29 protein-coding genes, 3 tRNA genes, 3 rRNA genes and 1 pseudogene are annotated in these 25,360 nt (G+C 64.3%); 24 read left to right on the forward strand and 12 right to left on the reverse strand.

The window, feature by feature from the left end:
* Positions 1-118 precede the first annotated feature (118 nt).
* The 8 genes from ACWPV3_RS05955 (at position 119) to ACWPV3_RS05990 (ending at position 7,133) form a co-directional block, all read left to right on the forward strand.
* Complete coding sequence (locus ACWPV3_RS05955; RefSeq protein ID WP_313453060.1) at positions 119-775, forward strand: rhomboid family intramembrane serine protease; 657 nt, start codon at positions 119-121, stop codon at positions 773-775.
* 95 nt (positions 776-870) lie between these two features.
* Positions 871-1,299 (forward strand): CBS domain-containing protein, encoded by a 429-nt coding sequence (locus ACWPV3_RS05960; RefSeq protein WP_292089294.1) that lies wholly within the window; start codon positions 871-873, stop codon positions 1,297-1,299.
* 632 nt (positions 1,300-1,931) lie between these two features.
* Positions 1,932-3,386, forward strand: a 16S ribosomal RNA gene (locus ACWPV3_RS05965).
* Between the two features lie 170 nt (positions 3,387-3,556).
* Positions 3,557-3,633 (forward strand) — tRNA-Ile (locus ACWPV3_RS05970).
* A gap of 58 nt (positions 3,634-3,691) precedes the next feature.
* Positions 3,692-3,767, forward strand: a tRNA-Ala gene (locus ACWPV3_RS05975).
* Positions 3,768-4,000: 233 nt separating this feature from the next.
* Positions 4,001-6,770: ribosomal RNA gene (locus ACWPV3_RS05980) — 23S ribosomal RNA — on the forward strand.
* Between the two features lie 88 nt (positions 6,771-6,858).
* A 5S ribosomal RNA gene (rrf, locus tag ACWPV3_RS05985) occupies positions 6,859-6,973 on the forward strand.
* The 16S, 23S and 5S rRNA genes sit together here with 3 tRNA genes alongside, the layout of an rRNA operon.
* Before the next feature lie 83 nt (positions 6,974-7,056).
* A tRNA-Met gene (locus ACWPV3_RS05990) sits at positions 7,057-7,133 on the forward strand.
* Positions 7,134-7,304: 171 nt separating this feature from the next.
* Here ACWPV3_RS05990 and ACWPV3_RS05995 read toward each other — a convergent pair.
* Positions 7,305-7,427, reverse strand: a complete 123-nt coding sequence (locus ACWPV3_RS05995; protein WP_453977207.1) for a hypothetical protein — start codon at positions 7,425-7,427, stop codon at positions 7,305-7,307.
* A gap of 305 nt (positions 7,428-7,732) precedes the next feature.
* Here ACWPV3_RS05995 and ACWPV3_RS06000 point away from each other — a divergent pair, with 305 nt between their 5' ends.
* Positions 7,733-7,984 (forward strand): DUF2171 domain-containing protein, encoded by a 252-nt coding sequence (locus tag ACWPV3_RS06000; RefSeq protein WP_292089439.1) that lies wholly within the window; start codon positions 7,733-7,735, stop codon positions 7,982-7,984.
* A gap of 81 nt (positions 7,985-8,065) precedes the next feature.
* Here ACWPV3_RS06000 and ACWPV3_RS06005 read toward each other — a convergent pair whose 3' ends face one another.
* Entirely contained in the window at positions 8,066-8,200 is a 135-nt protein-coding gene (locus tag ACWPV3_RS06005; protein WP_453977208.1) for a hypothetical protein, read from the reverse strand.
* Between the two features lie 33 nt (positions 8,201-8,233).
* On the opposite strand from ACWPV3_RS06005, the gene ACWPV3_RS06010 reads away from it, so the two are divergent.
* On the forward strand, positions 8,234-8,449 hold the full coding sequence (locus tag ACWPV3_RS06010; protein ID WP_312734063.1) for a hypervirulence associated TUDOR domain-containing protein: 216 nt from the start codon (positions 8,234-8,236) through the stop codon (positions 8,447-8,449).
* Positions 8,450-8,568: 119 nt separating this feature from the next.
* On the opposite strand, the gene ACWPV3_RS06015 is transcribed toward ACWPV3_RS06010, so the two are convergent.
* The 5 genes and pseudogenes from ACWPV3_RS06015 to ACWPV3_RS06035 form a co-directional block, all read right to left on the reverse strand.
* Positions 8,569-8,904 (reverse strand): YfbK domain-containing protein, encoded by a 336-nt coding sequence (locus tag ACWPV3_RS06015; RefSeq protein WP_453977210.1) that lies wholly within the window; start codon positions 8,902-8,904, stop codon positions 8,569-8,571.
* Positions 8,905-9,064: 160 nt separating this feature from the next.
* Positions 9,065-9,154, reverse strand: a pseudogene (locus tag ACWPV3_RS06020) (YfbK domain-containing protein); the annotation flags it as partial.
* A gap of 26 nt (positions 9,155-9,180) precedes the next feature.
* Positions 9,181-9,639 (reverse strand): VWA domain-containing protein, encoded by a 459-nt coding sequence (locus ACWPV3_RS06025; RefSeq protein WP_453977211.1) that lies wholly within the window; start codon positions 9,637-9,639, stop codon positions 9,181-9,183.
* Between the two features lie 32 nt (positions 9,640-9,671).
* A complete protein-coding gene (locus ACWPV3_RS06030) occupies positions 9,672-10,049 on the reverse strand; it encodes a von Willebrand factor type A domain-containing protein (protein ID WP_453977212.1) in 378 nt (125 codons plus the stop codon).
* Positions 10,046-10,381, reverse strand: a complete 336-nt coding sequence (locus ACWPV3_RS06035) for a hypothetical protein (RefSeq protein ID WP_453977213.1) — start codon at positions 10,379-10,381, stop codon at positions 10,046-10,048. The genes ACWPV3_RS06030 and ACWPV3_RS06035 overlap by 4 nt, the downstream gene beginning before the upstream one ends.
* A 164-nt stretch (positions 10,382-10,545) precedes the next feature.
* Between ACWPV3_RS06035 and ACWPV3_RS06040 the strand changes: the two genes are divergently transcribed.
* The 4 genes from ACWPV3_RS06040 to ACWPV3_RS06055 all read left to right on the forward strand — a co-directional run bounded on the left by ACWPV3_RS06040 (position 10,546) and on the right by ACWPV3_RS06055 (position 14,787).
* Positions 10,546-12,405, forward strand: a complete 1,860-nt coding sequence (locus ACWPV3_RS06040; RefSeq protein ID WP_292182212.1) for a monovalent cation:proton antiporter-2 (CPA2) family protein — start codon at positions 10,546-10,548, stop codon at positions 12,403-12,405.
* Between the two features lie 92 nt (positions 12,406-12,497).
* Positions 12,498-13,517: a S1/P1 Nuclease gene (locus tag ACWPV3_RS06045; RefSeq protein WP_453977214.1), complete on the forward strand. Its 1,020-nt coding sequence runs from the start codon at positions 12,498-12,500 to the stop codon at positions 13,515-13,517.
* 5 nt (positions 13,518-13,522) lie between these two features.
* Positions 13,523-14,308, forward strand: coding sequence for an RNA methyltransferase (locus ACWPV3_RS06050; RefSeq protein ID WP_453977215.1), 786 nt, complete (start codon positions 13,523-13,525; stop codon positions 14,306-14,308).
* Between the two features lie 152 nt (positions 14,309-14,460).
* Complete coding sequence (locus ACWPV3_RS06055) at positions 14,461-14,787, forward strand: YnfA family protein (RefSeq protein WP_453977216.1); 327 nt, start codon at positions 14,461-14,463, stop codon at positions 14,785-14,787.
* On the opposite strand, the gene ACWPV3_RS06060 is transcribed toward ACWPV3_RS06055, so the two are convergent.
* Both ACWPV3_RS06060 and ACWPV3_RS06065 read right to left on the reverse strand, forming a co-directional pair.
* On the reverse strand, positions 14,784-15,206 hold the full coding sequence (locus tag ACWPV3_RS06060) for a hypothetical protein (RefSeq protein WP_453977217.1): 423 nt from the start codon (positions 15,204-15,206) through the stop codon (positions 14,784-14,786). The genes ACWPV3_RS06055 and ACWPV3_RS06060 overlap by 4 nt on opposite strands.
* A gap of 2 nt (positions 15,207-15,208) precedes the next feature.
* Entirely contained in the window at positions 15,209-15,616 is a 408-nt protein-coding gene (locus ACWPV3_RS06065) for a hypothetical protein (protein ID WP_453977218.1), read from the reverse strand.
* A gap of 375 nt (positions 15,617-15,991) precedes the next feature.
* Here ACWPV3_RS06065 and ACWPV3_RS06070 point away from each other — a divergent pair, with 375 nt between their 5' ends.
* Complete coding sequence (locus ACWPV3_RS06070; RefSeq protein ID WP_313453458.1) at positions 15,992-16,543, forward strand: OmpA family protein; 552 nt, start codon at positions 15,992-15,994, stop codon at positions 16,541-16,543.
* Between the two features lie 58 nt (positions 16,544-16,601).
* Here ACWPV3_RS06070 and ACWPV3_RS06075 read toward each other — a convergent pair whose 3' ends face one another.
* Both ACWPV3_RS06075 and ACWPV3_RS06080 read right to left on the reverse strand, forming a co-directional pair.
* Positions 16,602-17,303 (reverse strand): NAD-dependent deacylase, encoded by a 702-nt coding sequence (locus tag ACWPV3_RS06075; RefSeq protein ID WP_453977219.1) that lies wholly within the window; start codon positions 17,301-17,303, stop codon positions 16,602-16,604.
* Positions 17,300-18,190 (reverse strand): LysR family transcriptional regulator, encoded by an 891-nt coding sequence (locus ACWPV3_RS06080; protein ID WP_313453462.1) that lies wholly within the window; start codon positions 18,188-18,190, stop codon positions 17,300-17,302. The genes ACWPV3_RS06075 and ACWPV3_RS06080 overlap by 4 nt, the downstream gene beginning before the upstream one ends.
* Before the next feature lie 190 nt (positions 18,191-18,380).
* Here ACWPV3_RS06080 and ACWPV3_RS06085 point away from each other — a divergent pair, with 190 nt between their 5' ends.
* The 7 genes from ACWPV3_RS06085 to ACWPV3_RS06115 all read left to right on the forward strand — a co-directional run bounded on the left by ACWPV3_RS06085 (position 18,381) and on the right by ACWPV3_RS06115 (position 23,420).
* A complete protein-coding gene (locus tag ACWPV3_RS06085) occupies positions 18,381-19,487 on the forward strand; it encodes an S-(hydroxymethyl)glutathione dehydrogenase/class III alcohol dehydrogenase (protein ID WP_313453465.1) in 1,107 nt (368 codons plus the stop codon).
* Position 19,488: 1 nt separating this feature from the next.
* The gene (locus ACWPV3_RS06090; RefSeq protein ID WP_453977220.1) at positions 19,489-20,193 is read left to right on the forward strand and encodes an SDR family oxidoreductase; all 705 of its coding nucleotides are present in this window, start codon (positions 19,489-19,491) and stop codon (positions 20,191-20,193) included.
* Positions 20,194-20,271: 78 nt separating this feature from the next.
* The gene (locus ACWPV3_RS06095; protein WP_312734040.1) at positions 20,272-20,658 is read left to right on the forward strand and encodes a VOC family protein; all 387 of its coding nucleotides are present in this window, start codon (positions 20,272-20,274) and stop codon (positions 20,656-20,658) included.
* Positions 20,659-21,492, forward strand: coding sequence for an S-formylglutathione hydrolase (gene fghA, locus ACWPV3_RS06100; RefSeq protein WP_453977221.1), 834 nt, complete (start codon positions 20,659-20,661; stop codon positions 21,490-21,492).
* Positions 21,493-21,498: 6 nt separating this feature from the next.
* Positions 21,499-22,461, forward strand: a complete 963-nt coding sequence (locus ACWPV3_RS06105) for a DUF4350 domain-containing protein (RefSeq protein WP_453977222.1) — start codon at positions 21,499-21,501, stop codon at positions 22,459-22,461.
* 15 nt (positions 22,462-22,476) lie between these two features.
* Complete coding sequence (locus ACWPV3_RS06110; protein ID WP_453977223.1) at positions 22,477-22,701, forward strand: hypothetical protein; 225 nt, start codon at positions 22,477-22,479, stop codon at positions 22,699-22,701.
* A gap of 107 nt (positions 22,702-22,808) precedes the next feature.
* Positions 22,809-23,420, forward strand: coding sequence for a superoxide dismutase (locus ACWPV3_RS06115; protein WP_313453471.1), 612 nt, complete (start codon positions 22,809-22,811; stop codon positions 23,418-23,420).
* Positions 23,421-23,479: 59 nt separating this feature from the next.
* Here ACWPV3_RS06115 and ACWPV3_RS06120 read toward each other — a convergent pair whose 3' ends face one another.
* Complete coding sequence (locus ACWPV3_RS06120; RefSeq protein ID WP_312734030.1) at positions 23,480-23,701, reverse strand: hypothetical protein; 222 nt, start codon at positions 23,699-23,701, stop codon at positions 23,480-23,482.
* A gap of 250 nt (positions 23,702-23,951) precedes the next feature.
* On the opposite strand from ACWPV3_RS06120, the gene rpsD reads away from it, so the two are divergent.
* Positions 23,952-24,569 (forward strand): 30S ribosomal protein S4, encoded by a 618-nt coding sequence (gene rpsD / locus ACWPV3_RS06125; RefSeq protein WP_453977224.1) that lies wholly within the window; start codon positions 23,952-23,954, stop codon positions 24,567-24,569.
* A gap of 189 nt (positions 24,570-24,758) precedes the next feature.
* The gene (locus ACWPV3_RS06130; RefSeq protein WP_453977225.1) at positions 24,759-25,124 is read left to right on the forward strand and encodes a hypothetical protein; all 366 of its coding nucleotides are present in this window, start codon (positions 24,759-24,761) and stop codon (positions 25,122-25,124) included.
* Positions 25,125-25,360 lie beyond the last annotated feature (236 nt).

Consider the following 25,360-nt stretch of genomic DNA (forward strand, 5'->3'; position numbering starts at 1 on the left):
GAGGGGTCTCCTGGCGCGCATACTCGTCACGGATCCAAGACGCGATCCGACCCCCATGCTGCATTAAGGTTATTAAGAACCGCTTGATGCGGACGAAGGCCCTGCGCATTTGAAACCCATGTCCGATCCCCACGCCCGATTCGACGGCCCGCCCGCCCGCGAGAAGATGTTCAACGCGCCTCTGGCCGTGGTGGCGATCACCCTGGCCCTGCCGGTTCTGTTCTTCTTTCAGGAGCGGCTGCCGGATCTGGGCGCGGGCATGGCCTTCGTTCCGGTGGACCTGGAGCAGGGCCGGTGGAGCGGCCTGTTCACCTATATGCTGGTGCACGGCGGCTGGGGTCATGTGTCGATGAACGCCGTCGGCGTCCTGGCCTTCGGCACGCCGGTCGCGCGCCAGTTCGGGCCGCGATACGGCTCCAGCGTCTTTCTGCTGTTCTTTGTTTTCTGCGGCGCGGCGGCGGCCCTGGGCTATGGACTGATCCACTGGGGCTCGACCGCCGGCGTGGCCGGCGCCTCGGGCGCGGTGTTCGGCCTGATCGGGGCGGCGACGCGCCTGCTGGGCGGACATGGCCGGGTGCTGCCCTTGTTCGACCGGCGCGTGATGACGATGTCCCTGGCCTGGATGGCGGTCAATGCGATCACCGGCCTGATCGGCTTCGCCCCCGGCCTGGGCGGAGCGCAGATCGCCTGGGAGGCGCACGCCGTCGGCTTCCTCGTCGGCCTGGTCGCCATCGGGCCGTTGGGACGGACCTTCGGACGCGACGCGACCGTTTGATTCCCGACGCAGGCTGAGCGATCATCGGTCGTGAGCGGCCCTGTCGCCATCCCGGCCCCGCGGTCGTCTCTTGTAGATAGAGAGAAGGAGCCGCGATGTTCGTCGCCGAGATCCTCAAGACCAAGGGAAACGCCGTCTTCTCCATCGCGCCCGACATCACGGTGGCGCAGGCGTGCAAGGAGTTGGAACACCGGCGCGTCGGCGCCCTGGTCGTCCGCGAGGGAGAGCGGGTCGCGGGCGTCTTTTCCGAACGCGATGTGGTCAAGGCCCTGGCGGCCGACGGCCAGGACGCCCTGACCCGCCCCGTGTCGGACTATATGTCGGCCCAGGTGATCTTCGCCCAGCCGGGTGAGGAGATGTCGGTGCTGATGAGCCGCATGACCGACCGGCGGATTCGCCATCTTCCCGTGCTTCTGGACGATCGGCTGGTGGGGGTGGTCTCCATCGGGGACGTGGTCAAATGCCAGATCGCCGAACACGCGCGTGAGGCCGAAAGCCTCAGAACCTATATCGCCGCCGGCTGAACGAGATTTTGGGGCGGCTCAAGGATTCCGGTTCCGTCAGTTTTTTCGTCAAAGTTTCAGAATCCCCTTGCTGCCAAAACCGGGTGTCCGTATAGGGCTGCCTCGCTCGGAGACGGGCTGGCCTTTTGGGCTTTGGGGACTGCGGTTTCCGGGGTTTTGGGGAGAGGGGGAGGGAGAAAAACCTCTTGCTTTTCCGGGTTGGTTTCCTTAGTTTCCGCGCTTCAATCGAATCGCCGGTTTGGTGAAGGGCAAGCCTCTTGGTTTTCTCCGGCGGTTTTTTGCGGTTTGAAGGGTTCGCTCTTCGGGTTTGCGAAATCTCTGAAAAGAGCGGTTGACAAGAGGTTCGGCGGTCCCTAAATCGCCGCCTCCGCCGACGACGAGGCGCTAAACAAGTCGGGCCGCTGGAGCGGTTCTGGTCTTTGACATTGTTGATTTGGAAAGAGAAACGCAGGCGGCGGTGTCCTTGCGATAGTCCATCGAGGCTATCATACGACACTGACTATCTGCGGTCTTTTTGAAAAGATACCATGCGTCGGTCTTTGGATCGATGACGTGGGAACTCGTCAATAAAATACGTAGAACTAATGCCAAGCCTACTACGGTAGGCTTCAAGCTTAGGTCAGAAGTCAACTCAACCTGAGAGTTTGATCCTGGCTCAGAGCGAACGCTGGCGGCAGGCCTAACACATGCAAGTCGAACGAACTCTTCGGAGTTAGTGGCGGACGGGTGAGTAACACGTGGGAACGTGCCTTTAGGTTCGGAATAACTCAGGGAAACTTGTGCTAATACCGAATGTGCCCTTCGGGGGAAAGATTTATCGCCTTTAGAGCGGCCCGCGTCTGATTAGCTAGTTGGTGGTGTAATGGACCACCAAGGCGACGATCAGTAGCTGGTCTGAGAGGATGATCAGCCACATTGGGACTGAGACACGGCCCAAACTCCTACGGGAGGCAGCAGTGGGGAATCTTGCGCAATGGGCGAAAGCCTGACGCAGCCATGCCGCGTGAATGATGAAGGTCTTAGGATTGTAAAATTTTCACCGGGGACGATAATGACGGTACCCGGAGAAGAAGCCCCGGCTAACTTCGTGCCAGCAGCCGCGGTAATACGAAGGGGGCTAGCGTTGCTCGGATTACTGGGCGTAAAGGGAGCGTAGGCGGACATTTAAGTCAGGGGTGAAATCCCGGGGCTCAACCTCGAATTGCCTTTGATACTGGGTGTCTTGAGTATGAGAGAGGTGTGTGGAACTCCGAGTGTAGAGGTGAAATTCGTAGATATTCGGAAGAACACCAGTGGCGAAGGCGACACACTGGCTCATTACTGACGCTGAGGCTCGAAAGCGTGGGGAGCAAACAGGATTAGATACCCTGGTAGTCCACGCCGTAAACGATGATTGCTAGTTGTCGGGATGCATGCATTTCGGTGACGCAGCTAACGCATTAAGCAATCCGCCTGGGGAGTACGGTCGCAAGATTAAAACTCAAAGGAATTGACGGGGGCCGCACAAGCGGTGGAGCATGTGGTTTAATTCGAAGCAACGCGCAGAACCTTACCACCTTTTGACATGCCCGGACCGCCACAGAGATGTGGCTTTCTCTTCGGAGACTGGGACACAGGTGCTGCATGGCTGTCGTCAGCTCGTGTCGTGAGATGTTGGGTTAAGTCCCGCAACGAGCGCAACCCTCGCCATTAGTTGCCATCATTTAGTTGGGAACTCTAATGGGACTGCCGGTGCTAAGCCGGAGGAAGGTGGGGATGACGTCAAGTCCTCATGGCCCTTACAGGGTGGGCTACACACGTGCTACAATGGCGACTACAGAGGGTTAATCCTTAAAAGTCGTCTCAGTTCGGATTGTCCTCTGCAACTCGAGGGCATGAAGTTGGAATCGCTAGTAATCGCGGATCAGCATGCCGCGGTGAATACGTTCCCGGGCCTTGTACACACCGCCCGTCACACCATGGGAGTTGGTTCTACCCGAAGGCGCTGCGCTGACCGCAAGGAGGCAGGCGACCACGGTAGGGTCAGCGACTGGGGTGAAGTCGTAACAAGGTAGCCGTAGGGAACCTGCGGCTGGATCACCTCCTTTCTAAGGATGCTTCTCCAGTCTCTCACGAGGCTATTGAGGCTCCAAACAAACGGCGGGACGCCGCCGTCTCCGTTTCTCTTTCCACTTTCGTCATCGACGCCTCGACCATACGGGTCGTTGCATTGGTGACGCGATCGCGAGCCTGGAACTCCTGGCTGTCGCGCTGCCCTAGGCCCGTAGCTCAGGTGGTTAGAGCGTACGCCTGATAAGCGTAAGGTCGGCAGTTCGAGTCTGCCCGGGCCTACCAGCCCTCTAGGATCCATCTGGACGGTTCGTCGACAGCTCTCCTGGCTTGACCCTGAGAAGGGGCCATAGCTCAGTTGGTAGAGCGCCTGCTTTGCAAGCAGGATGTCGTCGGTTCGACTCCGTCTGGCTCCACCAGGCCGCTTTGAATGCGGTGGCGCACCCCGCCAAAGCTCGCAGATCGCATCAGGAATTGCCCGTCGGCGCTCGCCGACTGGCATTGACATCGTGAAGGAAGAATAGGACCGGCTCCCCTGAGCTTTTAGGTCATGTTCGAGAAGAAGACATTGTCTGACAAAAATCAGGCTTGGATCTGCTTAAGCATCTTTCCAGTCGGTAGAGCCATCCAAGCATGAGTTTTGCTGAGAAACGATCAAACGTTGAAGGGCTTCTGACGGATGCCTTGGCGTAGAGAGGCGATGAAGGACGTGGCAAGCTGCGATAAGAACCGGGGAGGCGCTAGCACCCTTTGATCCGGTTATTTCCGAATGGGGAACCCACCTTTACAGTCTTCCAACTCTGCTCTTCAGAGCAGCGATTGGCGGATTGTTGAAAGGTATAATGAGCTGAATACATAGGCTTCATTAAGCGAACCCGGGGAACTGAAACATCTCAGTACCCGGAGGAAAGGACATCAACCGAGACTCCCGTAGTAGTGGCGAGCGAACCGGGACCAGGCCAGTGCTCTTGTGAAATAAAGACGAACGATCTGGAAAGGTCGGCCATAGTGGGTGAAAGCCCGTAGTCATCAAATAGCAAGAGACTCGAGTAGGGCGGGACACGTGAAATCCTGTCTGAACATGGGGGACCACCCTCCAAGCCTAAGTACTCCTCTACGACCGATAGTGAACAAGTACCGTGAGGGAAAGGTGAAAAGCACCCCGACAAGGGGAGTGAAACAGATCCTGAAATCGGAAGCCTACAAGCAGTCGGAGCCTCCACGCGAGGTGACGGCGTACCTTTTGTATAATGGGTCAGCGACTTCATGTGTCGAGCAAGCTTAAGCCGTTAGGTGTAGGCGCAGCGAAAGCGAGTCTGAATAGGGCGCTAAGTTCGACGTATGACGACCCGAAACCAGGTGATCTATCCATGAGCAGGTTGAAGGTTAGGTAACACTAACTGGAGGACCGAACCCGTGAATGTTGAAAAATTCTGGGATGACTTGTGGATAGGGGTGAAAGGCCAATCAAACCTGGACATAGCTGGTTCTCCGCGAAATCTATTTAGGTAGAGCGTCCGACGAATTCCTTGGGGGTAGAGCACTGGATGGTTGCGGGCTGCGCGAGCGGTACCAATACTAACCAAACTCCGAATACCCAAGAGAACTATCGGGCAGACACACGGCGGGTGCTAACGTCCGTCGTGAAAAGGGAAACAACCCTAACCATCATCTAAGGCCCCCAAGTAACGGCTAAGTGGGAAACGATGTGGGATTGCTTTGACAATCAGGAGGTTGGCTTAGAAGCAGCCATCCTTTAAAGAAAGCGTAACAGCTCACTGATCAAGCGATCCTGCGCGGAAAATGTAACGGGGCTCAAGCCGTTCGCCGAAGATATGGGTTTGCAGTTTACTGCAAGCGGTAGCGGAGCGTTCCGTAGGCCGGTGAAGGTCAGGCGTGAGCCTGGCTGGAGGTATCGGAAGTGAGAATGCTGACATGAGTAACGATAAGAGTGTGAGAGACACTCTCGCCGAAAGACCAAGGGTTCCTGCGTAAAGCTAATCTGCGCAGGGTTAGTCGGCCCCTAAGGCGAGGCTGAAAAGCGTAGTCGATGGGAAGCAGGTAAATATTCCTGCACCAGCTGGAAGTGACGGATGGCATAACTCGTACCCACTTATTGGATTGTGTGTGCGGGGGCGTTGTCCCAGGAAATAACTCCAGCAGAGACCGTACCCGAAACCGACACAGGTGGTCAGGTAGAGCATACCAAGGCGTTTGAGAGAACTATGCTGAAGGAACTCGGCAAATTGCACGCGTAACTTCGGAATAAGCGTGACTCACCCTGCGCAAGCAGGACTGAGTGGCACAAGCCAGGGGTAGCGACTGTTTAGCAAAAACACAGGGCTCTGCGAAGCAGCAATGCGACGTATAGGGTCTGACGCCTGCCCGGTGCCTGAAGGTTAAAGGAGGAGTGAAAGCTCCGAACTGAAGCCCAGGTAAACGGCGGCCGTAACTATAACGGTCCTAAGGTAGCGAAATTCCTTGTCGGGTAAGTTCCGACCTGCACGAATGGCGTAACGACTTCCCCACTGTCTCCATAGGCTCAGTGAAATTGAATTCCCCGTGAAGATGCGGGGTTCCCGCGGTCAGACGGAAAGACCCTATGAACCTTTACTATAGCTTCGCCTTGGCGTTAGCGACCGTATGTGTAGGATAGGTGGGAGACTATGAAACCGGGGCGCCAGCTCTGGTGGAGTCGTCCTTGAAATACCACCCTTACTGTCGTTGACGTCTAACCGAGGGCCGTTATCCGGTCCCGGGACATGGCGTGGTGGGTAGTTTGACTGGGGCGGTCGCCTCCCAAAGTGTAACGGAGGCGCGCGATGGTGAGCTCAGAGCGGTCGGAAATCGCTCGTCGAGTGCAATGGCATAAGCTCGCCTGACTGCGAGACTGACAAGTCGAGCAGAGACGAAAGTCGGCCATAGTGATCCGGTGGTCCCGAGTGGAAGGGCCATCGCTCAACGGATAAAAGGTACTCTAGGGATAACAGGCTGATTTTGCCCAAGAGTCCATATCGACGGCAAAGTTTGGCACCTCGATGTCGGCTCATCACATCCTGGGGCTGGAGCAGGTCCCAAGGGTATGGCTGTTCGCCATTTAAAGTGGTACGTGAGCTGGGTTCAGAACGTCGTGAGACAGTTTGGTCCCTATCTGCCGTGGGTGTTCGAAGCTTGAGAGGATCTGTCCCTAGTACGAGAGGACCGGGATGGACATACCTCTGGTGTACCTGTCATGGCGCCAGCTGTGCAGCAGGGTAGCTAAGTATGGAATAGATAACCGCTGAAAGCATCTAAGCGGGAAACTAACCTCAAAACAAGGCTTCGCTGAGGATCGTGGAAGACTACCACGTTGATAGGCCAGGTGTGGAAGTGGGGCGACCCATGAAGCTTACTGGTACTAATAATCCGATCGGTTTGATCGTTTCTCAGCAAAACTCATTCGATGATCGTTCCTTGAACCGAACGATCACAGACAATGTCTTCTCTTCATTCCGCTGTCCGCCTCGTTGACCTGGTGGCTATGTCGGAGGTTCCCCACCCGATCCCATTCCGAACTCGGTCGTTAAGCCCTCCAGAGCCAATGGTACTTCGTCTTAAGGCGCGGGAGAGTAGGTCGCCGCCGGGTCTACCAGGCGGACAACGAAATGAAGACAAAAGCCAAATCCGGACTTCTCGAACACTCTCTTCCTTCCGATCCAACCCACTTGCCGCGGGATGGAGCAGCCCGGTAGCTCGTCAGGCTCATAACCTGAAGGTCGTAGGTTCAAATCCTACTCCCGCACCCAGTGATACCCCACAGGTTCCCCCTGTGGGGTTTTCTGTTTCCTGAGACTCCCTCAGACCCAGTTAAAGCCAGCCGGGATCGCCTGATCCGATAGCACCAACGTTGGCCGGGGATTCGACTGATTTGAGCGCGTTTGACGCGGGCGGGCGTTTAATACGGATAAGGGGGCGGCTCAGCCCTCTTGCGGCGTGCCCTGCGGGACGATGGTCTTGATGATCGAGGCGTCGAGTTCCTCGAACTGGTGCAGGCCGATGGTGTCGCACAGTTCCTGACGGGGTCTGCATGCGGTCGACATATTTGTGCGTTCCGCCATTGGCCTTGATCGAGGCGTAGAGTTCTTCCTGGGCCTTGTTGGCGGCGCGATGCCTTTGATCTTCCACTCCAGCGACTTTCACACGATCACGCCCCTCGCTTAAGCCACGCCCAGCGCCGTGTCCCGAGCAAGGGACAGCCTTTTCCGGACATCTTGTCCATTGACCGTCCCGAGCGGGGCCGCGCAATACTGTCGGCGACTAGGCGAGGCGTCGGGGTCTGTCGGCCGCGCAACCTTTGCTGTCCCGGAGAATTGAACACCACATCCGCACAACAGGAGAAGCGATGATGAGCGAGATCAAGGAAGGCATGGAAGTGATCGGCGCCGACGGCGTCCATGTCGGTACGGTGGACCGCGTCGAAGGCGACCGCATCAAGCTGACCAAGCGCGATAATTCGGGCGTCCATACCGACCACCACCACTATATCGAGACCGGCTTCGTCGCCGGGGTCGAAGGCGACAAGGTGCGGCTGTCCGCCAACGCCGACATCGCCGTGACCCTGGAGGAAGAAAAGTCCGGCCGTCCGGTCGAACTTTAAGCGGCTGAGAGGCCGAAGCCGAGGTTCGAGGATGGAGACGTACGACCTGTACATCAAAGCCAAGAAGCCCGGTATCGGCCTCTACGTCCGCCATGGCGCGCCCTTGCCGGGATCGCTCATCCGGACGACCGGCGGTTCGACGGCGAAGCCGCCCAGGATCTGTCGCCGCCTGGCGTGGTCGAGGCGGTCGCCGCCGACGGCCACGGCTGTCGGCACATGGACTAGCGCCCACGGAGCAGGAGCCTCGACATGAGCCGCAGTTTCAAGGTCGGGGATCATGTCGGCTGGAATTCCGAGGCCGGGCGCGTGTCTGGCCGCATCGTCGCCGTTCATACGCGCGACTTCGACTACAAGGGCTATACGCACCACGCCTCGCCCAATGCGCCCCAGTACGAGATCAAGAGCGACAAGACCGACCATATAGCCGCCCACAAAGGCTCTGCGCTCCATCTGCTGCCCGACTGACGATAGGCGCCTGTCCGTTGTTCACCATTGGTCACGCCAGCCGGACATTCGAGGCCGTCCCCTAAGGCGGTGGTCGAGATCGACGGGGGCGGATCGCCACGGCGCCATAGGGTGGACCGTCAGGGCGTCGCGCGCGGCGGCAGATCTCGCGCGGCGCGGATCATCTGCACGAACTCGGCCCGCTCGCCATAGGGATCTTCGCCGCGCGCGCCCTGGGCCTGCTCCAGGATCTGGTCCCAACCATAGTCGGACGCCATCCACGGATCGTCGCGCAGCTTCTGGCCGAAGGCGGCGACGGCGATGGCCCAGCGGGTCGCTTCGGGCGGCTGGGCGCTGACGGGGGCGGACGCACGGTTGGTCAGGGGCTGCTGGATCAGCTCTGACCGGCTCTGGCCCGGCTGTTTGTAGCGTACCTGGATAAAGCCGATCTCGCCGTTCGGATCGCCGCCGCCCACGCCGATACGATTGTCGGGATAGCGCCGCTCGGAATCTGGGTCGGGCCGCCGACGGGGGTGATCTCATACAGGGCCGTGACGCTGGCGCCCGAGCCGACCTCCCCGCGTCGATGCGGTCGTTGGCGAAGTCCTCTTCGTTCAGAAGGCGGGTTTCGTAGCCGATCAGCCGCCATTCGGCGACGCGGGCGGGGTTGAACTCGACCTGAATCTTGACGTCATCGGCGATGGGGAAGGCGCCCCGGTCGAACATCGGGCCGAACAGGCGGCGCGCCTCGTTCAGGTCATCGACATAGGCGGCGGTTCCGTTGCCGCCTGGGCGATGGCCTGCATCCGCGCGTCCTGATAGTTGCCCCGCCCGAAGCCGTAGACGGACAGATAGATTCCCGTCGCCCGCTTGTCGGCGACATAGTCCTCCAGCCGCTTGTTGTCGGTGACGCCGACGTTGAAATCGCCGTCGGTGAACATCAGGATGCGGTTGACCTTGTCGCGGGCGAAACTGGCCTGGGCCTGGTCATAGGCGTTGGTCATGCCGGTCGCGTAAGCCGTGCCGCCCGCTGCGCGCAGGCTGGCGACGGCGCAGCGCATCTTCAGCTTCTGCGTGCCGGGCGTGGGTTGCAGCGTCGTGCCAGCCCCTTCGGCGTAGTAGGTCACGGCCAAGGTGTCCTGGGGCCGCAGTCGGTCGATGGCCAGGTTCATCGCCTGTTTGGCCAGGTCCAGCTTGTCCGCGCTGCCCATCGAGCCCGAGACGTCGACCAGTAAGGTCAGGTTCAGCGGACGCTGCTCGCCCGCTTAAGCAGTTCATATCCTTGCAGGCCGATGTGGACGATCTGTCGGCCAGCCTGTCCGCCTTGGGGCGCCCAGGGAGGGGCGGCGATCGCCGTCGTGACGGCGAAAGGCCGGGCCTGGGACGTCGGCTGGGCGTAGCCATAGTCGAAATAGTTGAGCAGTTCCTCCACCCGCACGGCGTCCTTGGGCGGGCGCTGACCCTGGTCCAGGAAGCGGCGGACGTTGGCGTAGGCGGCCGTGTCCACGTCGATGGAAAAGGTCGAGATCGGCTGATCCGCCGTGCGCTTCACCGGATTGGGCGTGGCGTCGGGATAGCGTTCGGTGTCGGCGGGCGGCGTTTGCGGCGGGATCGGCCTCACGATCGAAGAGGGCGCAGCCGCTGGCGGCGAGGGCGGCTGCGCAGACCTGGGAAGGGGAGGAGGCGGCGCAGAAAGCGGAGGCGGTGGAGGCGGTGGAGGCGGGGGAGGCGGGGGAGGCGGGGAGCGTGCGCCGATACACGCGATCCCGTCAAAACCAAATCGTCCACCTGCGTCGGCTCATCCAACTGAAAGCCCAGCGGCGCGCAGGCGGCGGGCGTGGCCACGCCGTCCCGGACCGGCTCGGCCAGGGCGACCTGGGGAATGGCGACGGGCGGCGCGGCAAGGGCGGCGCCCAGCAAGGTGGCGACGGCGGCCCGGATCGAACGCGACATTGTTTCTTCCTCCCGTTTGTTTGGCGCAGTCGGCTTAGGCGGTAAGGCGAAACTGTGGCGGCGCCGATCTCTGGACGGACGGCGTTATCCGATCGTGGCATTCGTGCATCTCGCAATCCGGTCGCTTCGTCCCCACAATGGAAGCTTCAGTGCAAGGGTGAGCGATGGCGGACGCAACGTCGGGAATTGATCTGGGCCATGTCGCCGCTCTGCTTGCGGCGGGCGTGGTGGCGGTGCCGGTCTTTCGCAAGATCGGCCTGGGGTCGGTTTTAGGTTATCTGGCGGCGGGGGCGGCCATCGGTCCCTTCGGCCTGGCCCTGTTCCGCGAGCCCCAGACCATCCTGCACGTGGCCGAGTTCGGCGTGGTCATCTTCCTGTTCATCATCGGGCTGGAGATGCGGCCCAAACGCCTGTGGGCCATGCGCAACGCCATCTTCGGCGTCGGCTTCGCCCAGGTCGGGCTGGCGGGGCTGGCCCTGACCCTGGTCGCGATGGCGGCAGGGGCTCCCTGGCCCGTGGCCTTCGTCGGCGCGATGGGCTTCGTCATGTCCTCCACCGCCGTCATCATTCAGATGCTGGAGGAGCGCGGCGAACTGCCCACGCCGCAAGGCCAGCGGGCGGTCTCCATCCTGCTGTTCGAGGACCTGGCCATCGTGCCGCTGCTGGCGGTTGTCGCGGTTCTGGCGACCTCGGTCGGGACGGCGGCCGAATCCTCCACGCCCCTGTGGCAGACGATCGGCCTGGCGGCGGCGGCGGTCGGCGGGGTGCTGATCGCCGGGCGCTACGCCATCAACCCCGTCTTCCGCTTCCTGGCCCGAAACGGGGGGCGCGAGGTGATGACGGCGGCCGCCCTTCTGGTGGTGGCGGGCACGGCCTGGATCATGAACGGCGTCGGCCTGTCGATGGCCATGGGCGCCTTCCTGGCCGGGGTTCTGCTGTCGGATTCGACCTTCCGCCATCAGCTGGAGGCGGACGTGGAGCCGTTCCGCGCCATCCTGTTGGGCCTGTTCTTCCTGTCGGTCGGCATGGCCCTCGACATCGGTGTGGTGATCGACGACTGGCGCATGGTGCTGGCGGGGCTGGCCGCCTTCATGCTGGTCAAGGCGGCGGTCATCTATGGCGTCGCGCGCGTCTTCAAGGCGCGCCACCACGAGGCGATCGAGCGGGCGGCCCTGTTCGCCCAGGGCGGGGAGTTCGCCTTCGTCCTGTATGGGGCGGCGGCGGCGGGCGGGGTGATCGACGCCCAGGCCAGCGCGGCCCTGACCGCCATCGTCATCCTGTCCATGGCCCTGACGCCCCTGACCACGCTGGCGATGAAGCACTGGCTGCCCAAGGAGAAGGGGCTTTCGCCCGAAGAGGCGGACGGCGTCGATTCCGCCGACGGCTTGCGGGGCCAGGTGCTGATCATCGGCTTCGGCCGCTTCGCCCAGGTGGCGGCCCAGCCCCTCCTGGCCCGCGACGTGGACGTATCGATCATCGAGAACGACGTGGAGATGATCCAGGCCGCCTCTCAGTTCGGGTTCAAGGTCTATTACGGCGACGGCGCCCAGCTTTCGACCCTGCGGGCCTCGGGCGCCGAGGAGGCCGAGATCGTCCTGGTCTGCGTGGACAAGCCCGAGGTCACGGACCGCATCGTCGAACTGGTCAAGCACGAGTTCCCGCGCACCCGCGTCATGGCCCGCGCCTTCGACCGGGGCCATTCGATCCGTTTGATCCAGGCCGGCGTCGACTATCAGATCCGCGAGACTTTCGAATCCGCCCTGAAGTTCGGCGAGGAGGCGTTGATCGAACTGGGTCTGCCAGAGGAGGCGGCGTCCGAAACCATCGGCGATGTCCGCCGCCGCGACGAGGCGCGGCTGGACCTGCAGCTGACCGGCGGTCTCTCGGCGGGGCGCCAACTGATGCGCGGCAACATGCCGACGCCGCAACCGGCGCCCTATGTCGTGCCGCGCCGCAAGGGCCGCCTGCTGAACGAGGACGAGGCCGGCCCGCCGGCGCCGGCCGAGCCGGAACCCGTGGACTGATCGCCTCGACCGATCCGGGCGCGAACAGTCTATTCACTCGCGTCTCCGATCATGCTCTAGAGCGGCGGTCCTTATCGATCGGGTCCGTCTCCATGAAGCGTTTCGTCATCGCCGCCCTGGCCCTCGTCGCGGTCGCCGCGCCGGTCGTCACCGTCACCGCCTGGGGCAACACCGGCCATCGCCTGATCGGGGTGGCGGCGATGCGCGCCTTGCCGGACGACCTGCCTGCCTTCCTGCGCACGCCGGGCGCCATCGCCGACGTCGGCGAACTGGCGCGCGAGCCCGACCGCTGGAAGGGCGCGGGCCAGCCGCACGACCGCGAGCGCGACACCGCCCACTTCGTCGACCTGGACGACCAGGGCCATGTCTTCGACCAGCGCGGCATGAGCATCGACGACCTGCCGCGCCTGAAATCCGAATATGACGCCGCCCTGACCAAGGCGGGTCTGGACGTCAACGACGCCGGCTATCTGCCCTACGCCATGATCGACGGCTGGCAGCAGCTGGGCCGCGACTTCGCCTATTGGCGCGTGCTGAACGCGGCCGAAAAGCGCGAGACGAACATGGAGCGCCAGGCCTGGTATCGGGCCGACCGCCTCCGCCGCGAGGCGCTGATCCTGCGCGACATCGGCGTGATGGGCCACTATGTCGGCGACGGCTCGCAACCGCATCACACCAGCATCCACTACAACGGCTGGGGCGACTTCGCGAACCCGGAAGGCTTCACCAACTCGCGCCAGACCCACGCCCTGTTCGAGGGTGAGTTCACCAACCGCGTCGCCCGTCTGGACGCCATCGAGGCCGCCATGCCGGCCGCAAACCTGGAGGGCTTCGATCCCAAGGCGCGCACCGTCGCCTATCTGAAGACGACGCTGGGCACGGTGATCCCCTTCTATCGGCTGGAAAAGGCCGGCGGCTTCCGCGACGCCGATCCGCGCGGCGCGGCCTTCGTCAACGAACGTCTGGCGGCGGGCGCGGCCGAGCTGCGCGACTTCATCGTCACCGCCTGGACCGCCTCGGGCAGCGCCTCCATCGGCTGGCCTGCCGTCAAGGTCGCCGAGGTCGAGGCCGGAACCGCCGATCCCTGGATCGCCATGGTGGGCGAGGACTGATCTCCTTGCCCGAACTGACGCCCCCCGCCGTCATCCTCGACAAGTCGCAGATGGCCGAGAACATCGGCGCCGTGGCGCGGGTGATGGCCAATTTCGGCCTGTCGGACCTGCGTCTGGTCAGCCCACGTGACGGCTGGCCTCAGGAGCGGGCCTGGGCCACCGCGTCCGGCGCCGACTGGGTGCTGGAGGGCGTGCGGGTGTTCTCGACCGTCGCCGAGGCCATCGCCGACCTGAACACCATCTTCGCCACCACCGCCCGCCCGCGCGAGACGCGCCAGCCCGTGCGCACCCCGCGCGAGGCCAGCCGCGTCCTCTATGACGACACCGCATCCGGCCTGAAGACCGGCCTCTTGTTCGGCGGCGAGCGCGCGGGGCTGGAGACGACCGACATCGCCCTGTGCGCCGGCATCGTCACCATCCCCATCGACCCGAAACACCATTCCCTGAACCTGGCCCAGGCCGTGGCGATCAACGCCTATGAGTGGCGCACCCTGGTTCTGGACGCCCCGCCGCCCCGCTTCCGCGAGGCCGAGCCGCCCGCCTCGAACGATCTCCTGATTGGCCTGTACGAGCATCTGGAGACGGAGCTTGAAAACGGCGGCTTCTTCTATCCGCCCGAGAAGAAGCGCTCCATGAGCCAGAACCTGCGTGTCATGCTGGGCCGCGCCGCCTTCTCCGAACAGGAGGTCGCCACCATGCGCGGCGCCATCCACGCCCTGTCGCGCGGCCGCGGGCGGGTGCTGGCCAAGCTGGCGGCCGAACGGGCGGCGAAGGACAAGGCGACCGACTAGGGTTTGCTCTCCTCCGTCATCCTCGGGCTTGACCCGAGGATCGGATGATCCGCCGCCTTGCGTCTCCGTGAAGGCATGGTCCGAACGACGCCCGATCCTCGGGTCAAGCCCGAGGATGACGGCGGTGGAAAAGACGGCGTAGGAAACCGCTCATGAAGTTGGCCTTCATATATCCCCTCGCGGCCCTGGCGGAGATCGGCGGCTGTTTCGCCTTCTGGGCCTGGCTGAAGCTGGATCGGTCGCCGCTGTGGCTGGCGCCCGGCCTTTTGTGCCTGATCGCCTTCGCCTGGTTATTGACCCTGGTCCCCAGCGAAGCGGCGGGGCGGGCGTTCGCGGCCTATGGCGGGGTCTATATCTGCGCCTCCCTGGTCTGGATGGCGCTGGTCGAAAAGACCACGCCGGATCGTTGGGACGTGCTGGGCGGCGCGGTCTGCCTGATCGGCGCGGGGATCATCCTGTTCGGACCGAGGGCCGCCTAACCCGCCCCCAGCAGGTCCGACCACCGCCAGCTGCCCTTGCCCAGCGCCAGTTGCGCGCCCCCGGGGCGATCTTCCAGCTTCAGCACGGCGAGGCCCGTCATCCGCTGGCCCTTGCACTCGGCCGGGGCGAAGGCGACTTCCAGGGCGATGGCCTGGCGTACTCCGGCCAGACCCTTGCCGGACTGATTTCGGCTCTGCAGCCAGTCGCCGTTCCAGACCAGAATGGCGCGGCCCGAGGCGTTCATCGACTGGGCGGCGTCGATGACGGCGCGGCGCACAGCGACGTCGTCGCGCACCGCGTCTTGAACCCAGCGCACCATGTCGCACGACCCGCCGCCACGCCCCGTCCCGGTCCCGCCAGGCCCGCCGACGCCCGCGCCAGAGCCCTGGCCGCCGCCTCCGCCCGGCCCGGCGCCCACGGTCAGGGCGCCGCGATCTCGGCCGGGCCGAGCAGGGGCAGGGGCGGTCCCGGCGGGGCGGGCGCGACGGGCAGGGGATCGACGTCGGGCGGGCGCTTGGCGACGACCGGGCGGGGCCGGGCCGCGGCCACAGCCGGCGGGCGACGCTGCGGCGCGGGTTTCGGCGGCGCGGCCGATGCGGCGGCGGCCGGGGCGTCGGGCTTCGGCGACGGCTCGGGCGCGATGATCCGGGCAGGCGGCGGCGGGGGAGGCGGCGCGGGCGGATCGACCAGCTCCACCATCATCAACGGCGGCTCCGGCGCCTCGGGCGCGGCCGGCGTCTGGGCGGCGATCAGCAGGCCCAGACCCAGGTGCGCGGCCAGGATCGGCGTCGCCGCCAGCGCCCATCGCCGTGTCCGTGTCGGTCTCAATCGCCGATCCGTGATGAGGCCGACAGCCTGTGTCGCATGGTCATCGCAACGAAACGCCTGTAAAAAATCACGACGGACCGTTGAAAACATACGCACACGTCAGGAAAGAGGCGCTAGGTCGAATACAACTGTGCGGTGTTTGAAGTTTTATTGAGATCAACTGGCCCGCCCTCCGGCACGGCCGTCGGCGGACCAACGTCGCGTCTCGCCTGTCGGTTCCATGACTTGGCGAAATCCGCGAAATTCGAGCATTCGCTTATGGTCAAGCTGACATCTTCCTGCCCGAAGCACGTCATTACTCCGCCTTTTGGCCTACTTCATTGTCATGTCGCGCATGAACTGGGCGTGGCGCCCCCGGCAAGAAGGAGACAGAACTTGAGCAGATCGAAACTCAGGACGGCGGTCGTCGGCGGCGCCCTCATCGCCCTCGGCCTTGCGGCCAGCGGCTGCGCCAGCCATCGTTTCGTGCGTGATCAGGTCGAAGTCGTCGACAACCGCGTGACCACCGTCGAAGGTACGGCGGGTCAGGCCCTGCAACGCGCCAACGACGCGCACAAACTGGCCGAGGGCAAGTTCCTCTATCAGGTCGTGCTGTCCGACGATTCCGTGAAATTCCCCACCGACGCGGCGGCCCTGTCGCCCGAGGCAGAGCAGCGCCTGGCCCAGTTCGCCCAGCGTCTGCAAAGCGAAAACCGCAACGTCTATCTGGAAATCCAGGGCTATACCGACTCGACCGGCACGCCCCAGCACAACGACGAACTGGGCCAGCAGCGCGCCGAGGCCGTGCGTCGCTTCCTGAACCGTCAGGGCGTCGCCCTGAACCGGATGGCGACCATCTCCTATGGTCAGGAACAGCCGGTGGCCTCGAACGACACGCCCGAAGGCCGGTCCCAGAACCGCCGCGTGACCATCGTCGTCCTGGCCTGATCGCCTCTACGTCGAGATCTGATCGGCGGCCGCCTCGCAGCGGCCGCCGTTTTCGTTTCTAAAGGGTGTCGAGGAAGGCCGGTACGGCCTGCGTCGCCGGGCCATAGACGCCCTCGTCGAACAGGCGCGCGCCGGCCGTCGGCTCCAGATTGATCTCCACCGTCCGCGCTCCGGCATACCGCGCCGCCTGCACGAACCCCGCCGCCGGATAGACCGCGCCCGACGTGCCGATGGACACGAACAGGTCGCACCGCTCCAGCGCCCGCTCGATCCGCCCCATCTGAAGAGGCATCTCCCCGAACCAGACGATATGCGGCCGCATCCGCCCCTGCGGATGGTGGGGCGAGGCCTGATCCGCCGCCATGTCGCCGACCCAGTCCATCACCGCGCCCGAGCGGGTGCAGCGCGCCTTCAACAGTTCGCCGTGCATATGAATCAGTTCGAACCCCTCGGCCGCCGGCGTCTCGGCGTGCGCCCGGTCGTGCAGATCGTCCACATTCTGCGTCACCAGCAGGAAGTCGCCCGCCCACCGCGCCGCCAGGTCCGCCAGAGCCCGATGCGCCGCATTGGGCCGAACCTCGGCCAACTGCCGCCGCCGCCGGTTGTAGAAGTCCTGAACCAGGGCCGGGTCCGCCGCATAGCCCTCCGGCGTCGCCACATCCTCGATCCGATGGCCGCACCACAGCCCATCCGACGCCCGAAACGTCGGCACCCCGCTCTCGGCCGATATGCCGGCGCCGGTCAGGACGACGAGGTTCATGCGGGGGCTCTCCGGGCGGACGACAGCCGATCATACAGCCAGTCGATCATGGCGCGCACCTTGGGCGGGACGTGGCGGGGGTGCGGATGGACGGCCCAGACGCCTTCGTCGGGCGGTCGAGCATCATCCAGCAGCGAGACGAGGGCGCCCGACGCCAGGGCCTCGGCCACATAGAAGTCCGGCAGCTGGCACAGGCCCAGCCCCTGCAAGGCCGCGTCCAGCACCGCCGCGCCCGAGTTGCAGCGCCAACGGCCGCTGGGGCGCAAGGCCACCTCGCGGCCCGCCTCGGTGAAACGCCAATGCTCGGCCGAGCCGATCAGCCCGTCGTGGCTGGCGATCTCGGACAGGTCGCGGGGGGCGCCTCGCTTTTCCAGATAGTCGGGACTGGCGCACAGGATCAGCCGCCGCGACGCCAGACGCCGCGCCATCAGCCGGGAATCGGTCAGATGGCCGAACCGCACCGCCAGGTCATAGCCGTCGCCCACCAGGTCGCGCAGCCGATTATCCAGGTCCAGCTCTATCCGCAGTTCCGGGTTCTGGCGGGCGAAGGCGTTGACGGCTGGGGCGATGAACCGCTCGCCATAGGAGACTGAACAGGTCATCCGCAGCAGGCCGCGCGGGGCCTGGTCATCGGGCCGGACGGCGGCCAGGGCCTCGTCCCGCTCGTCGATCAGCCGGCGACAGCGGCCCAGGAAGTCGCGGCCCGCGTCGGTCAACTCCACCCTGCGGGTCGTGCGGTGCAGCAGGCGCGTCTGAAGCCGGTCCTCCAGCCGGGCGATCTCGCGGCTGACGGCCGAGGTCGACAGGCCCAGCCGACGCGCGGCGGCCGAGAAGCTGGCCTGTTCGGCGACAGCGGTGAACTCGTCGATCCCGTCCCAGCGGCTCATGCGCGCCTTGGATCAGGATTGTTGCTGTATGACAATAATGTTTTGCGTTTGTCGCGCTTTCCACGCCCAGCCTGAAGCGTAGAAGAAACCCAATACATTCACCGCCTGTCCCTCAAGCAGCGAGCTTCGTCATCCCCGCGCAGGCGGGGACGCGCGGCGAGCGGTAGGGACGTCCGAAGGACCTGAAATCATGAAAACCCGCGCCGCCGTCGCCTTCGAAGCCAAACGTCCGCTGGAGATCGTCGAGGTCGATCTGGAGGGGCCGCGCGCCGGCGAGGTGCTGATCGAGATCAAGGCCACGGGCGTCTGCCACACCGACGCCTATACGCTGGACGGGCTGGATTCGGAGGGGATCTTCCCGAGCATTCTGGGCCATGAGGGCGCGGGCGTCGTGGTCGAGGTGGGGCCGGGCGTGACCAGCGTCGCGGTCGGCGATCACGTGATCCCGCTCTACACGCCCGAATGCCGCCAGTGTAAGTCGTGCCTGAGCCGCAAGACCAATCTGTGCACCGCCATTCGCGGCACCCAGGGCAAGGGCGTCATGCCCGACGGCACCAGCCGCTTCAGCTACAAGGGTCAGGCCATCGCCCACTATATGGGCTGCTCGACCTTCTCGAACTACACCGTCCTGCCCGAGATCGCGGTGGCCAAGATCCGCAAGGACGCGCCCTTCGACAAGGCCTGCTACGTCGGCTGCGGCGTGACCACCGGCGTCGGCGCCGTGGTCAACACCGCCAAGGTGGAGCCGGGCGCCAACGCCGTGGTCTTCGGCCTGGGCGGCATCGGCCTGAACGTCATCCAGGGGCTGAAGATGGTCGGCGCCGACATGATCGTGGGCGTGGACATCAACGGCGACAAGGAAGAATGGGGCCGCCGGTTCGGCATGACCCATTTCGTCAACCCCAAGGACGTGCCGGACGTGGTGGCCCATCTGGTCGAACTGACCGGCGGCGGCGCGGACTACACCTTCGACTGCACCGGCAACACGGTGGTCATGCGCCAGGCGCTGGAGGCCTGCCACCGCGGCTGGGGCGAGAGCGTGATCATCGGCGTGGCCGAGGCGGGCAAGGAGATCGCCACCCGTCCTTTCCAACTGGTCACGGGCCGCGTCTGGCGAGGCAGCGCCTTCGGCGGCGCGCGCGGCCGCACCGACACGCCCAAGATCGTCGACTGGTATATGGACGGCAAGATCGAGATCGACCCCATGATCACCCACACCCTGCCGCTGGAACGGATCAACGAGGCCTTCGACCTGATGCACGCGGGCGAGAGCATCCGCAGCGTGGTGGTGTTCTGACATGAGCGGAGCGGGCCAAGCGACCGGAACCTTGTTGCTGATCGGCGCCTCACGCGGTCTTGGCCTTGGACTTGCCCAGGCCTTCCTTCAGCGGGGCCTGCGGGTCGTGGCCACCGTTCGCTCCGCCGAGCAACCCACGCCGCTGCACGATCTGGCGGCCCGCTATGACGCCCTGCGGATCGAGGCCGCCGACATCACCCGGCCCGAGCAGATTGCGGCTTTGAAATCGCGCCTGGAGGGCGAACGGTTCGACTGGCTGTTCGTCAACGCCGGCGTGGCCGACGCGCCGCCGTCCATCGCCGACACCTCCGCCGAGGATTTCGACCGCCTGATGACGACCAACGCCTGGGCGCCGTTCCAGGTCATCGCGGCGTTGGAATCGCTTCTGGCGGCGGACGGCGGGGTGGGCGTCATGTCTTCGGGCCAGGGCAGCCTGACCAATGCCAACCGTCCCGGCCACGACGCCTATCGCGCGTCCAAGGCGGCGCTGAACATGCTGATGCGGGGCTATGCGGCGCGTCCGGACTCGGCGGGCCGCCCCCTGTTGCTGCTGGCGCCGGGCTGGATACGCACGGCCCTGGGCGGACCCGACGCCCCCTATACGGTCGAGGACAGCGCGCCCCTGCTGGCCGATCTGATCCTGGCCCAGAGCGGGCGGCCCGGATTACGCTATCTCGACCGGGACGGAAACACAGTGCCGTGGTGAGACCCGCAGCGAAGAGGTAAGTTGTCAAAAGAAACGTAGTCGGCTAGTTCCGCGTGTCCAACAGGGAGAGGAAAGATCATGTTCACCCACGTCACCGTCGGCGCCGACGACGTCGAGGCTTCGCGCCGCTTCTATGACGCTGCGTTGGGCGCGCTGGGCGTCGAGCCGGGGCAGGGACCGGATCCGAAGGGGCGCTACTGGTGGCGGACGCGGCTGGGCGCCTTTGCGATCGGCAAGCCGATCGATGGCGAACCGGCCTGCCACGCCAACGGCGGCACCATCGGCTTCTACGCCAAGGACGCCGAGGCCGTTCAGGCCTTCCATGACGCCGGCGTCGCCGCCGGCGGTCGCGCCATCGAAGATCCGCCTGGGGAACGCAAAGGCCCCTTCGGCCCCATGATCCTGGCCTATCTGCGCGATCCCGCCGGCAACAAGATCTGCGCCATGCACCGAAAGAGCGCCTGAATGGAAATCACGAAGACCCACATCGTCCACGGCGGAACCCTGCGCTATCTGAAGCACGACAGCACGGCGACCGGCACGCCCATGACCCTGTCGGTCTTCGTTCCGCCCGGCGAGGGGCCGTTCCCGGTGCTGATCTGGCTGTCGGGCCTGACCTGCACCGAGGACAATTTCACCACCAAGGCGGGGGCCTACCAGGCGGCGGCCGAACACGGCGTCATCATCGTGGCCCCCGACACCTCGCCGCGCGGGGAAGGCGTCGCCGACGACCCCGCCTATGATCTGGGTCAGGGGGCGGGCTTCTACGTCGATGCGACTGAAGAGCCGTGGGCGCCGCATTTCCGCATGGAGACCTATGTTGCGGACGAGCTGATCGCCCTGATCGACGCGAACTTCCCAACCACCGGCGTCCGCGCGATCAGCGGCCATTCCATGGGCGGCCACGGCGCCCTGACCCTGGCCCTGCGTCACCCCGACCTGTTCCGCTCGGTCTCGGCCTTCGCGCCCATCTGCTCGCCGACCCGCTGTCCCTGGGGCGAGAAGGCCTTCACCGCCTATCTGGGCGAGGATCGCGCCGCCTGGGATCGCCACGACGCCGCCCGGTTGATCGAAAGCGGCGCCGCGAAGGGCGTCTTCGACGACATCCTGATCGACCAGGGCGACGCCGACAGCTTCCTGACGGATCAGCTGAAGCCCGAGCTTCTGGTCGCGGCGTCGGAAGCCATGGGCCAGCGCCTGACCCTGCGGATGCAGCCGGGTTACGACCACTCCTACTTCTTCATGGCCAGCTTCATCGCCCATCACATCGCCTTCCACGCCAAGCGGTTGAAGGACTAAAGATCGGTGCGACGGCGCAGTCTGCTCCTTGGTTTCGTCGCCTTGACCGTCTGTCCGGCGGTCGCGATGGCGCAGGAGCAGGTCGCGGACCTCGACTGGCGACCAACCGTGTCGGCGCCCGCCTACGCCCCCGCCTCCGGCCCGCTGATCCTGATCGACGAGGCGCACGACACGCTCCAGACGGTGGACGGCCGATACTCGGGTTTCGCGGCCCTTGCGCGCGCGGACGGCTATCGGGTGCAGCCGCTGCGCCGACGTCTGGATGAGCCAGACGCTCTGCGGGAGGCGGATGTGCTGGTCATTTCCAATCCGCGTCTCGCCCTATCCGAAACCGGCCCTTCGGCATTCTCCGACACGGAAATCGCCGCCGTCGCAAACTGGGTCGAACAGGGCGGCGCGCTTCTGTTGGCGATCGATCATGCGCCCTATGGCGCGGCGGCCGAGGCGCTGGGTCGCCGGTTCGGCGTGACGATGGGCAAGGGTTACGCCTTCCAGCGCGTGGGGAACGACCTCACGACCAATCTCGTCTTTCCGTCTCCGGCCCTGGCCGATCACCCGATCATTCGCGGTCGCTCCCCGACGGAGACGGTGCGCACGGTTCGGACCTTCACCGGACAATCCCTGCGCGGCCCGGCCTCGGCCGCCGTCCTTCTGGCCATGAGCGACGATGCGCTTGAAGCGCCCGACCTTGCTGCGCTTCAAACCATTCGAGAGCGTTTGCGGGCTGGCGAGGACGCCAGGATCGTGACGACCGAACTGTCGCGTCCCGCCCTTCCCGCGCAGGGTTTGGCGTTCGCCTTCGGGCGCGGTCGGGTGGTCGTGCTGGGCGAGGCGGGAATGCTGACCGCGCAGGTGGTGCGCTTTCCCGATGGGCGCCCACCGCGCGCGATGGGACTGAATACGCCGGGGCATGACGACCAGCAGTTCGCGCTGAACCTGCTGCACTGGCTGTCGCGTCTTCTTCCCTGATGATACAGGGGCGCCATGAGCGCTCTCGATCCTTACGAACCGATGTTCGCCGCCCTCTGCCGCGAGGTGGGTTTCTGCCTGCACGACAAGGGCCAGCGCCGCGTTGTCGAGGCCCTGCCCAAGGGTCTGGACGCGGCGGTCAAGGCCGTCTTCGCCGCCGAAGGGGTGGACGAACCCAATGCGCCCGGCGACCTGAAACGGGCCGTGCGCGACTGCCTGAAGTCGAACTTGCCAGCTTGACCGTTCTGCCCGAATAAGCGGGAACGAATCCGGGCTCTGTCGCTTGGGTTTCACGAACGGGCGCCTATCTGAAGCCCATCGGAATTCTGTCGAAAAGGAGCCTGCTCATGGCCTTCACCCTGCCCCCGCTGCCCTACGCCTATGACGCCCTGGAGCCGGCCATCGACAAGGAGACGATGACCTTCCACCACGACAAGCATCACCAGGCCTATGTCGACAATCTGAACAAGGCGGTGGACGCCGACGCCGCCCTGCAGGGCCAGTCGCTGGAAGAGCTGTTCGCCAACATCTCCAAACTGCCCAAGGCCGTGCGCAACAACGGCGGCGGCCATTGGAACCACAGCCTGTTCTGGGAACTGCTGGCGCCGCAGGGCCAGACGGGCGAGCCCTCGGCCGAGCTGGCCGCCAAGATCGACGCCGAACTGGGCGGACTGGACAAGTTCAAGGCCGATTTCGACGCCGCCGGCGCGGGCCAGTTCGGTTCGGGCTGGGCCTGGCTGATCCTCCAGGACGGCAAGCTGAAGATCACCTCCACGCCGAACCAGGACAATCCGCTGATGGACCTGGCCGAGGAGAAGGGCGCGGTGCTGCTGGCCGCCGACGTCTGGGAGCACGCCTATTACCTGAAGTACCAGAACCGCCGCGCCGACTATCTGAAGGCCTTCTGGTCGGTGGTGAACTGGAACAAGGTCAACGCCCTGTACGACGCCGCCAAGTAAGGCGCGCCGCGCCCTGTAAAGAAGACGCCCGCCGGACGGTCTCCGGCGGGCGTTTTTCGTCAGATCAGCAGGTTCACGGCGTGCCCGGCCTTGTCTTTCATCCGTTCGACGTGGTGCTGGCGCACCGCCCGGCGCTGACGCAGCATCTCGTGGATGCCGTCGGCTAAATCCAGCAGCTGATGGTCGTTCAGCGGCTCGACCAGATCGACCAGCCGGCGTTTCAGGATCTCCAGGCCCCGGTCGGACAGGCCGGTCTGAAAGCTCTTGTCTTCGGGTCGCATTCCAATCCTCCTTTCCCGCGCAGGATTCCATTCGACGCCATAGGAAGGGCGGGGCCGGACGATGGTTCCGCGCCATCGTGCTTAACGGCCTGTCCGGCTTGACTCCGAGGGCCGGCATGGCCATAAGCGCCGCCTTCCACGTCTCGGTTCGCCGCAGGCGGGATTGATGACGGAAGATGCGTGGACCGCCGTTGAGATCGCATTCCCAATCGAGGGGACGCCGGGCCGCATCGTGTGAAAAGAGAATAGAATGTCCAAGCGCCACAGCGCCAAGTACAAGATCGACCGCGCCATGGGTGAAAACCTGTGGGGCCGCGCCAAGTCGCCGGTCAACAAGCGGTCCTACGGCCCCGGCCAGCACGGCCAGCGCCGCAAGTCCAAGGTTTCCGACTTCGGCCTGCAGCTGAAGGCCAAGCAGAAGCTGAAGGGCTACTACGGCAACATCACCGAGAAGCAGTTCGCCAAGACCTATGACGAGGCGACGCGCCGCAAGGGCAACACCTCGGAAAACCTGATCGGCCTGCTGGAATCGCGCCTGGACGCCATCGTCTATCGCGCCAAGTTCGTCCCGACCGTCTGGGCCGCCCGCCAGTTCGTCAGCCACGGCCACGTCCTGGTCAACGGCAAGAAGGTGGACATCGGCTCCTACCGCGTGAAGCCGGACGACGTCGTCTCGGTGAAGGAAAAGTCGCGCAACATGGCCCTGGTGCTGGAAGCCCAGCAGTCGTCGGAACGCGATGTGCCGGATTATCTGGAGCTGTCGGACCGTTCGTTCGCCGTTCGCTACGTCCGCGTTCCGGAACTGTCGGACGTGCCGTACCCGGTGAAGATGGAACCGAACCTGGTCGTCGAATACTACGCTTCGTAAGCGAAGCTTTTTCAGAGCGGCTATCGGCCTTCGGCCTACTTGAGCCGCTTCTGGATTTGAGTTTGGAGGGCCTCGGATTCGTCCGGGGCCCTTCGTTTTTTTATCCTGTTCCCTCCAGGGGCGAACAGGCGCATTCTCGGCCGGTTCAGGCTTCGAGGCAGGGGAGGTCGTCTGTTGCACGACTCCATCATGAAACGCTTGGCTGTGATCGCCGCCGCATCGGCCGGCCTGGCCGCCTGCGCCACCTCCGGCGAACGGACCGTTTCGACCGCCGGCATGCCGGGCGCGCTGGAGCCGATCCACGCCGCCGCCTTCACCAAGGATCAGGCCGTCTTCTGGGTCAGCTCCAACGGCTGCACCCGCAAGGAAGACCTGATCCCCATCGTCAGCCTGCAAGGCGGCAACGCCGTCATCACCCTGCGCCGCATCGACGAGGACAAATGCCGCGACAACCGCGCCGAGGGGGTCGAACTGAAGTGGTCGTTCGAAGAACTGGGCCTCAAGCCCGGCTCTCCCGTCAGCGTCAACAATCCCTATCAACTGCCCCAGACCTGAGGCTTGTCGCCGCCGCGTTAGGGCGTCGTTAGGCCTGTTTAGGCGGCCCCCATTAAGCAACTGTCCCTATGGAGGTGGACCGATCCTCCTTCCTGGTACAACGATGCGTTTCTTTTCGTGCTTGACTGAACAACACAATATACCGCTGGTTGTTTTGGCGGCTTTTATTTGCCTGATCGGCTCTTCCATCACTGTTCGACTGTTTCAGCGTCTCTGTTTCGCTGAGAAAAATGCAC

The sequence above is a fragment of the Brevundimonas sp. Marseille-Q4549 genome (assembly GCF_976940555.1).

Excerpts from the sequence above, each read along its gene's own strand:
- ACWPV3_RS05955 (WP_313453060.1), top strand. The coding sequence starts at position 119 with ATGTCCGATCCCCACGCCCGATTCGACGGCCCGCCCGCCCGCGAGAAG.
- ACWPV3_RS05960 (WP_292089294.1), top strand. The coding sequence starts at position 871 with ATGTTCGTCGCCGAGATCCTCAAGACCAAGGGAAACGCCGTCTTCTCC.
- ACWPV3_RS05995 (WP_453977207.1), bottom strand. The coding sequence starts at position 7,427 with ATGTCGACCGCATGCAGACCCCGTCAGGAACTGTGCGACACCATCGGC.
- ACWPV3_RS06000 (WP_292089439.1), top strand. The coding sequence starts at position 7,733 with ATGAGCGAGATCAAGGAAGGCATGGAAGTGATCGGCGCCGACGGCGTC.
- ACWPV3_RS06010 (WP_312734063.1), top strand. The coding sequence starts at position 8,234 with ATGAGCCGCAGTTTCAAGGTCGGGGATCATGTCGGCTGGAATTCCGAG.
- ACWPV3_RS06025 (WP_453977211.1), bottom strand. The coding sequence starts at position 9,639 with ATGGGCAGCGCGGACAAGCTGGACCTGGCCAAACAGGCGATGAACCTG.
- ACWPV3_RS06035 (WP_453977213.1), bottom strand. The coding sequence starts at position 10,381 with ATGTCGCGTTCGATCCGGGCCGCCGTCGCCACCTTGCTGGGCGCCGCC.
- ACWPV3_RS06040 (WP_292182212.1), top strand. The coding sequence starts at position 10,546 with ATGGCGGACGCAACGTCGGGAATTGATCTGGGCCATGTCGCCGCTCTG.
- ACWPV3_RS06045 (WP_453977214.1), top strand. The coding sequence starts at position 12,498 with ATGAAGCGTTTCGTCATCGCCGCCCTGGCCCTCGTCGCGGTCGCCGCG.
- ACWPV3_RS06055 (WP_453977216.1), top strand. The coding sequence starts at position 14,461 with ATGAAGTTGGCCTTCATATATCCCCTCGCGGCCCTGGCGGAGATCGGC.
- ACWPV3_RS06075 (WP_453977219.1), bottom strand. The coding sequence starts at position 17,303 with ATGAACCTCGTCGTCCTGACCGGCGCCGGCATATCGGCCGAGAGCGGG.
- ACWPV3_RS06080 (WP_313453462.1), bottom strand. The coding sequence starts at position 18,190 with ATGAGCCGCTGGGACGGGATCGACGAGTTCACCGCTGTCGCCGAACAG.
- ACWPV3_RS06085 (WP_313453465.1), top strand. The coding sequence starts at position 18,381 with ATGAAAACCCGCGCCGCCGTCGCCTTCGAAGCCAAACGTCCGCTGGAG.
- ACWPV3_RS06090 (WP_453977220.1), top strand. The coding sequence starts at position 19,489 with ATGAGCGGAGCGGGCCAAGCGACCGGAACCTTGTTGCTGATCGGCGCC.
- ACWPV3_RS06095 (WP_312734040.1), top strand. The coding sequence starts at position 20,272 with ATGTTCACCCACGTCACCGTCGGCGCCGACGACGTCGAGGCTTCGCGC.
- fghA (WP_453977221.1), top strand. The coding sequence starts at position 20,659 with ATGGAAATCACGAAGACCCACATCGTCCACGGCGGAACCCTGCGCTAT.
- ACWPV3_RS06110 (WP_453977223.1), top strand. The coding sequence starts at position 22,477 with ATGAGCGCTCTCGATCCTTACGAACCGATGTTCGCCGCCCTCTGCCGC.
- ACWPV3_RS06115 (WP_313453471.1), top strand. The coding sequence starts at position 22,809 with ATGGCCTTCACCCTGCCCCCGCTGCCCTACGCCTATGACGCCCTGGAG.
- ACWPV3_RS06120 (WP_312734030.1), bottom strand. The coding sequence starts at position 23,701 with ATGCGACCCGAAGACAAGAGCTTTCAGACCGGCCTGTCCGACCGGGGC.
- rpsD (WP_453977224.1), top strand. The coding sequence starts at position 23,952 with ATGTCCAAGCGCCACAGCGCCAAGTACAAGATCGACCGCGCCATGGGT.
- ACWPV3_RS06130 (WP_453977225.1), top strand. The coding sequence starts at position 24,759 with ATGAAACGCTTGGCTGTGATCGCCGCCGCATCGGCCGGCCTGGCCGCC.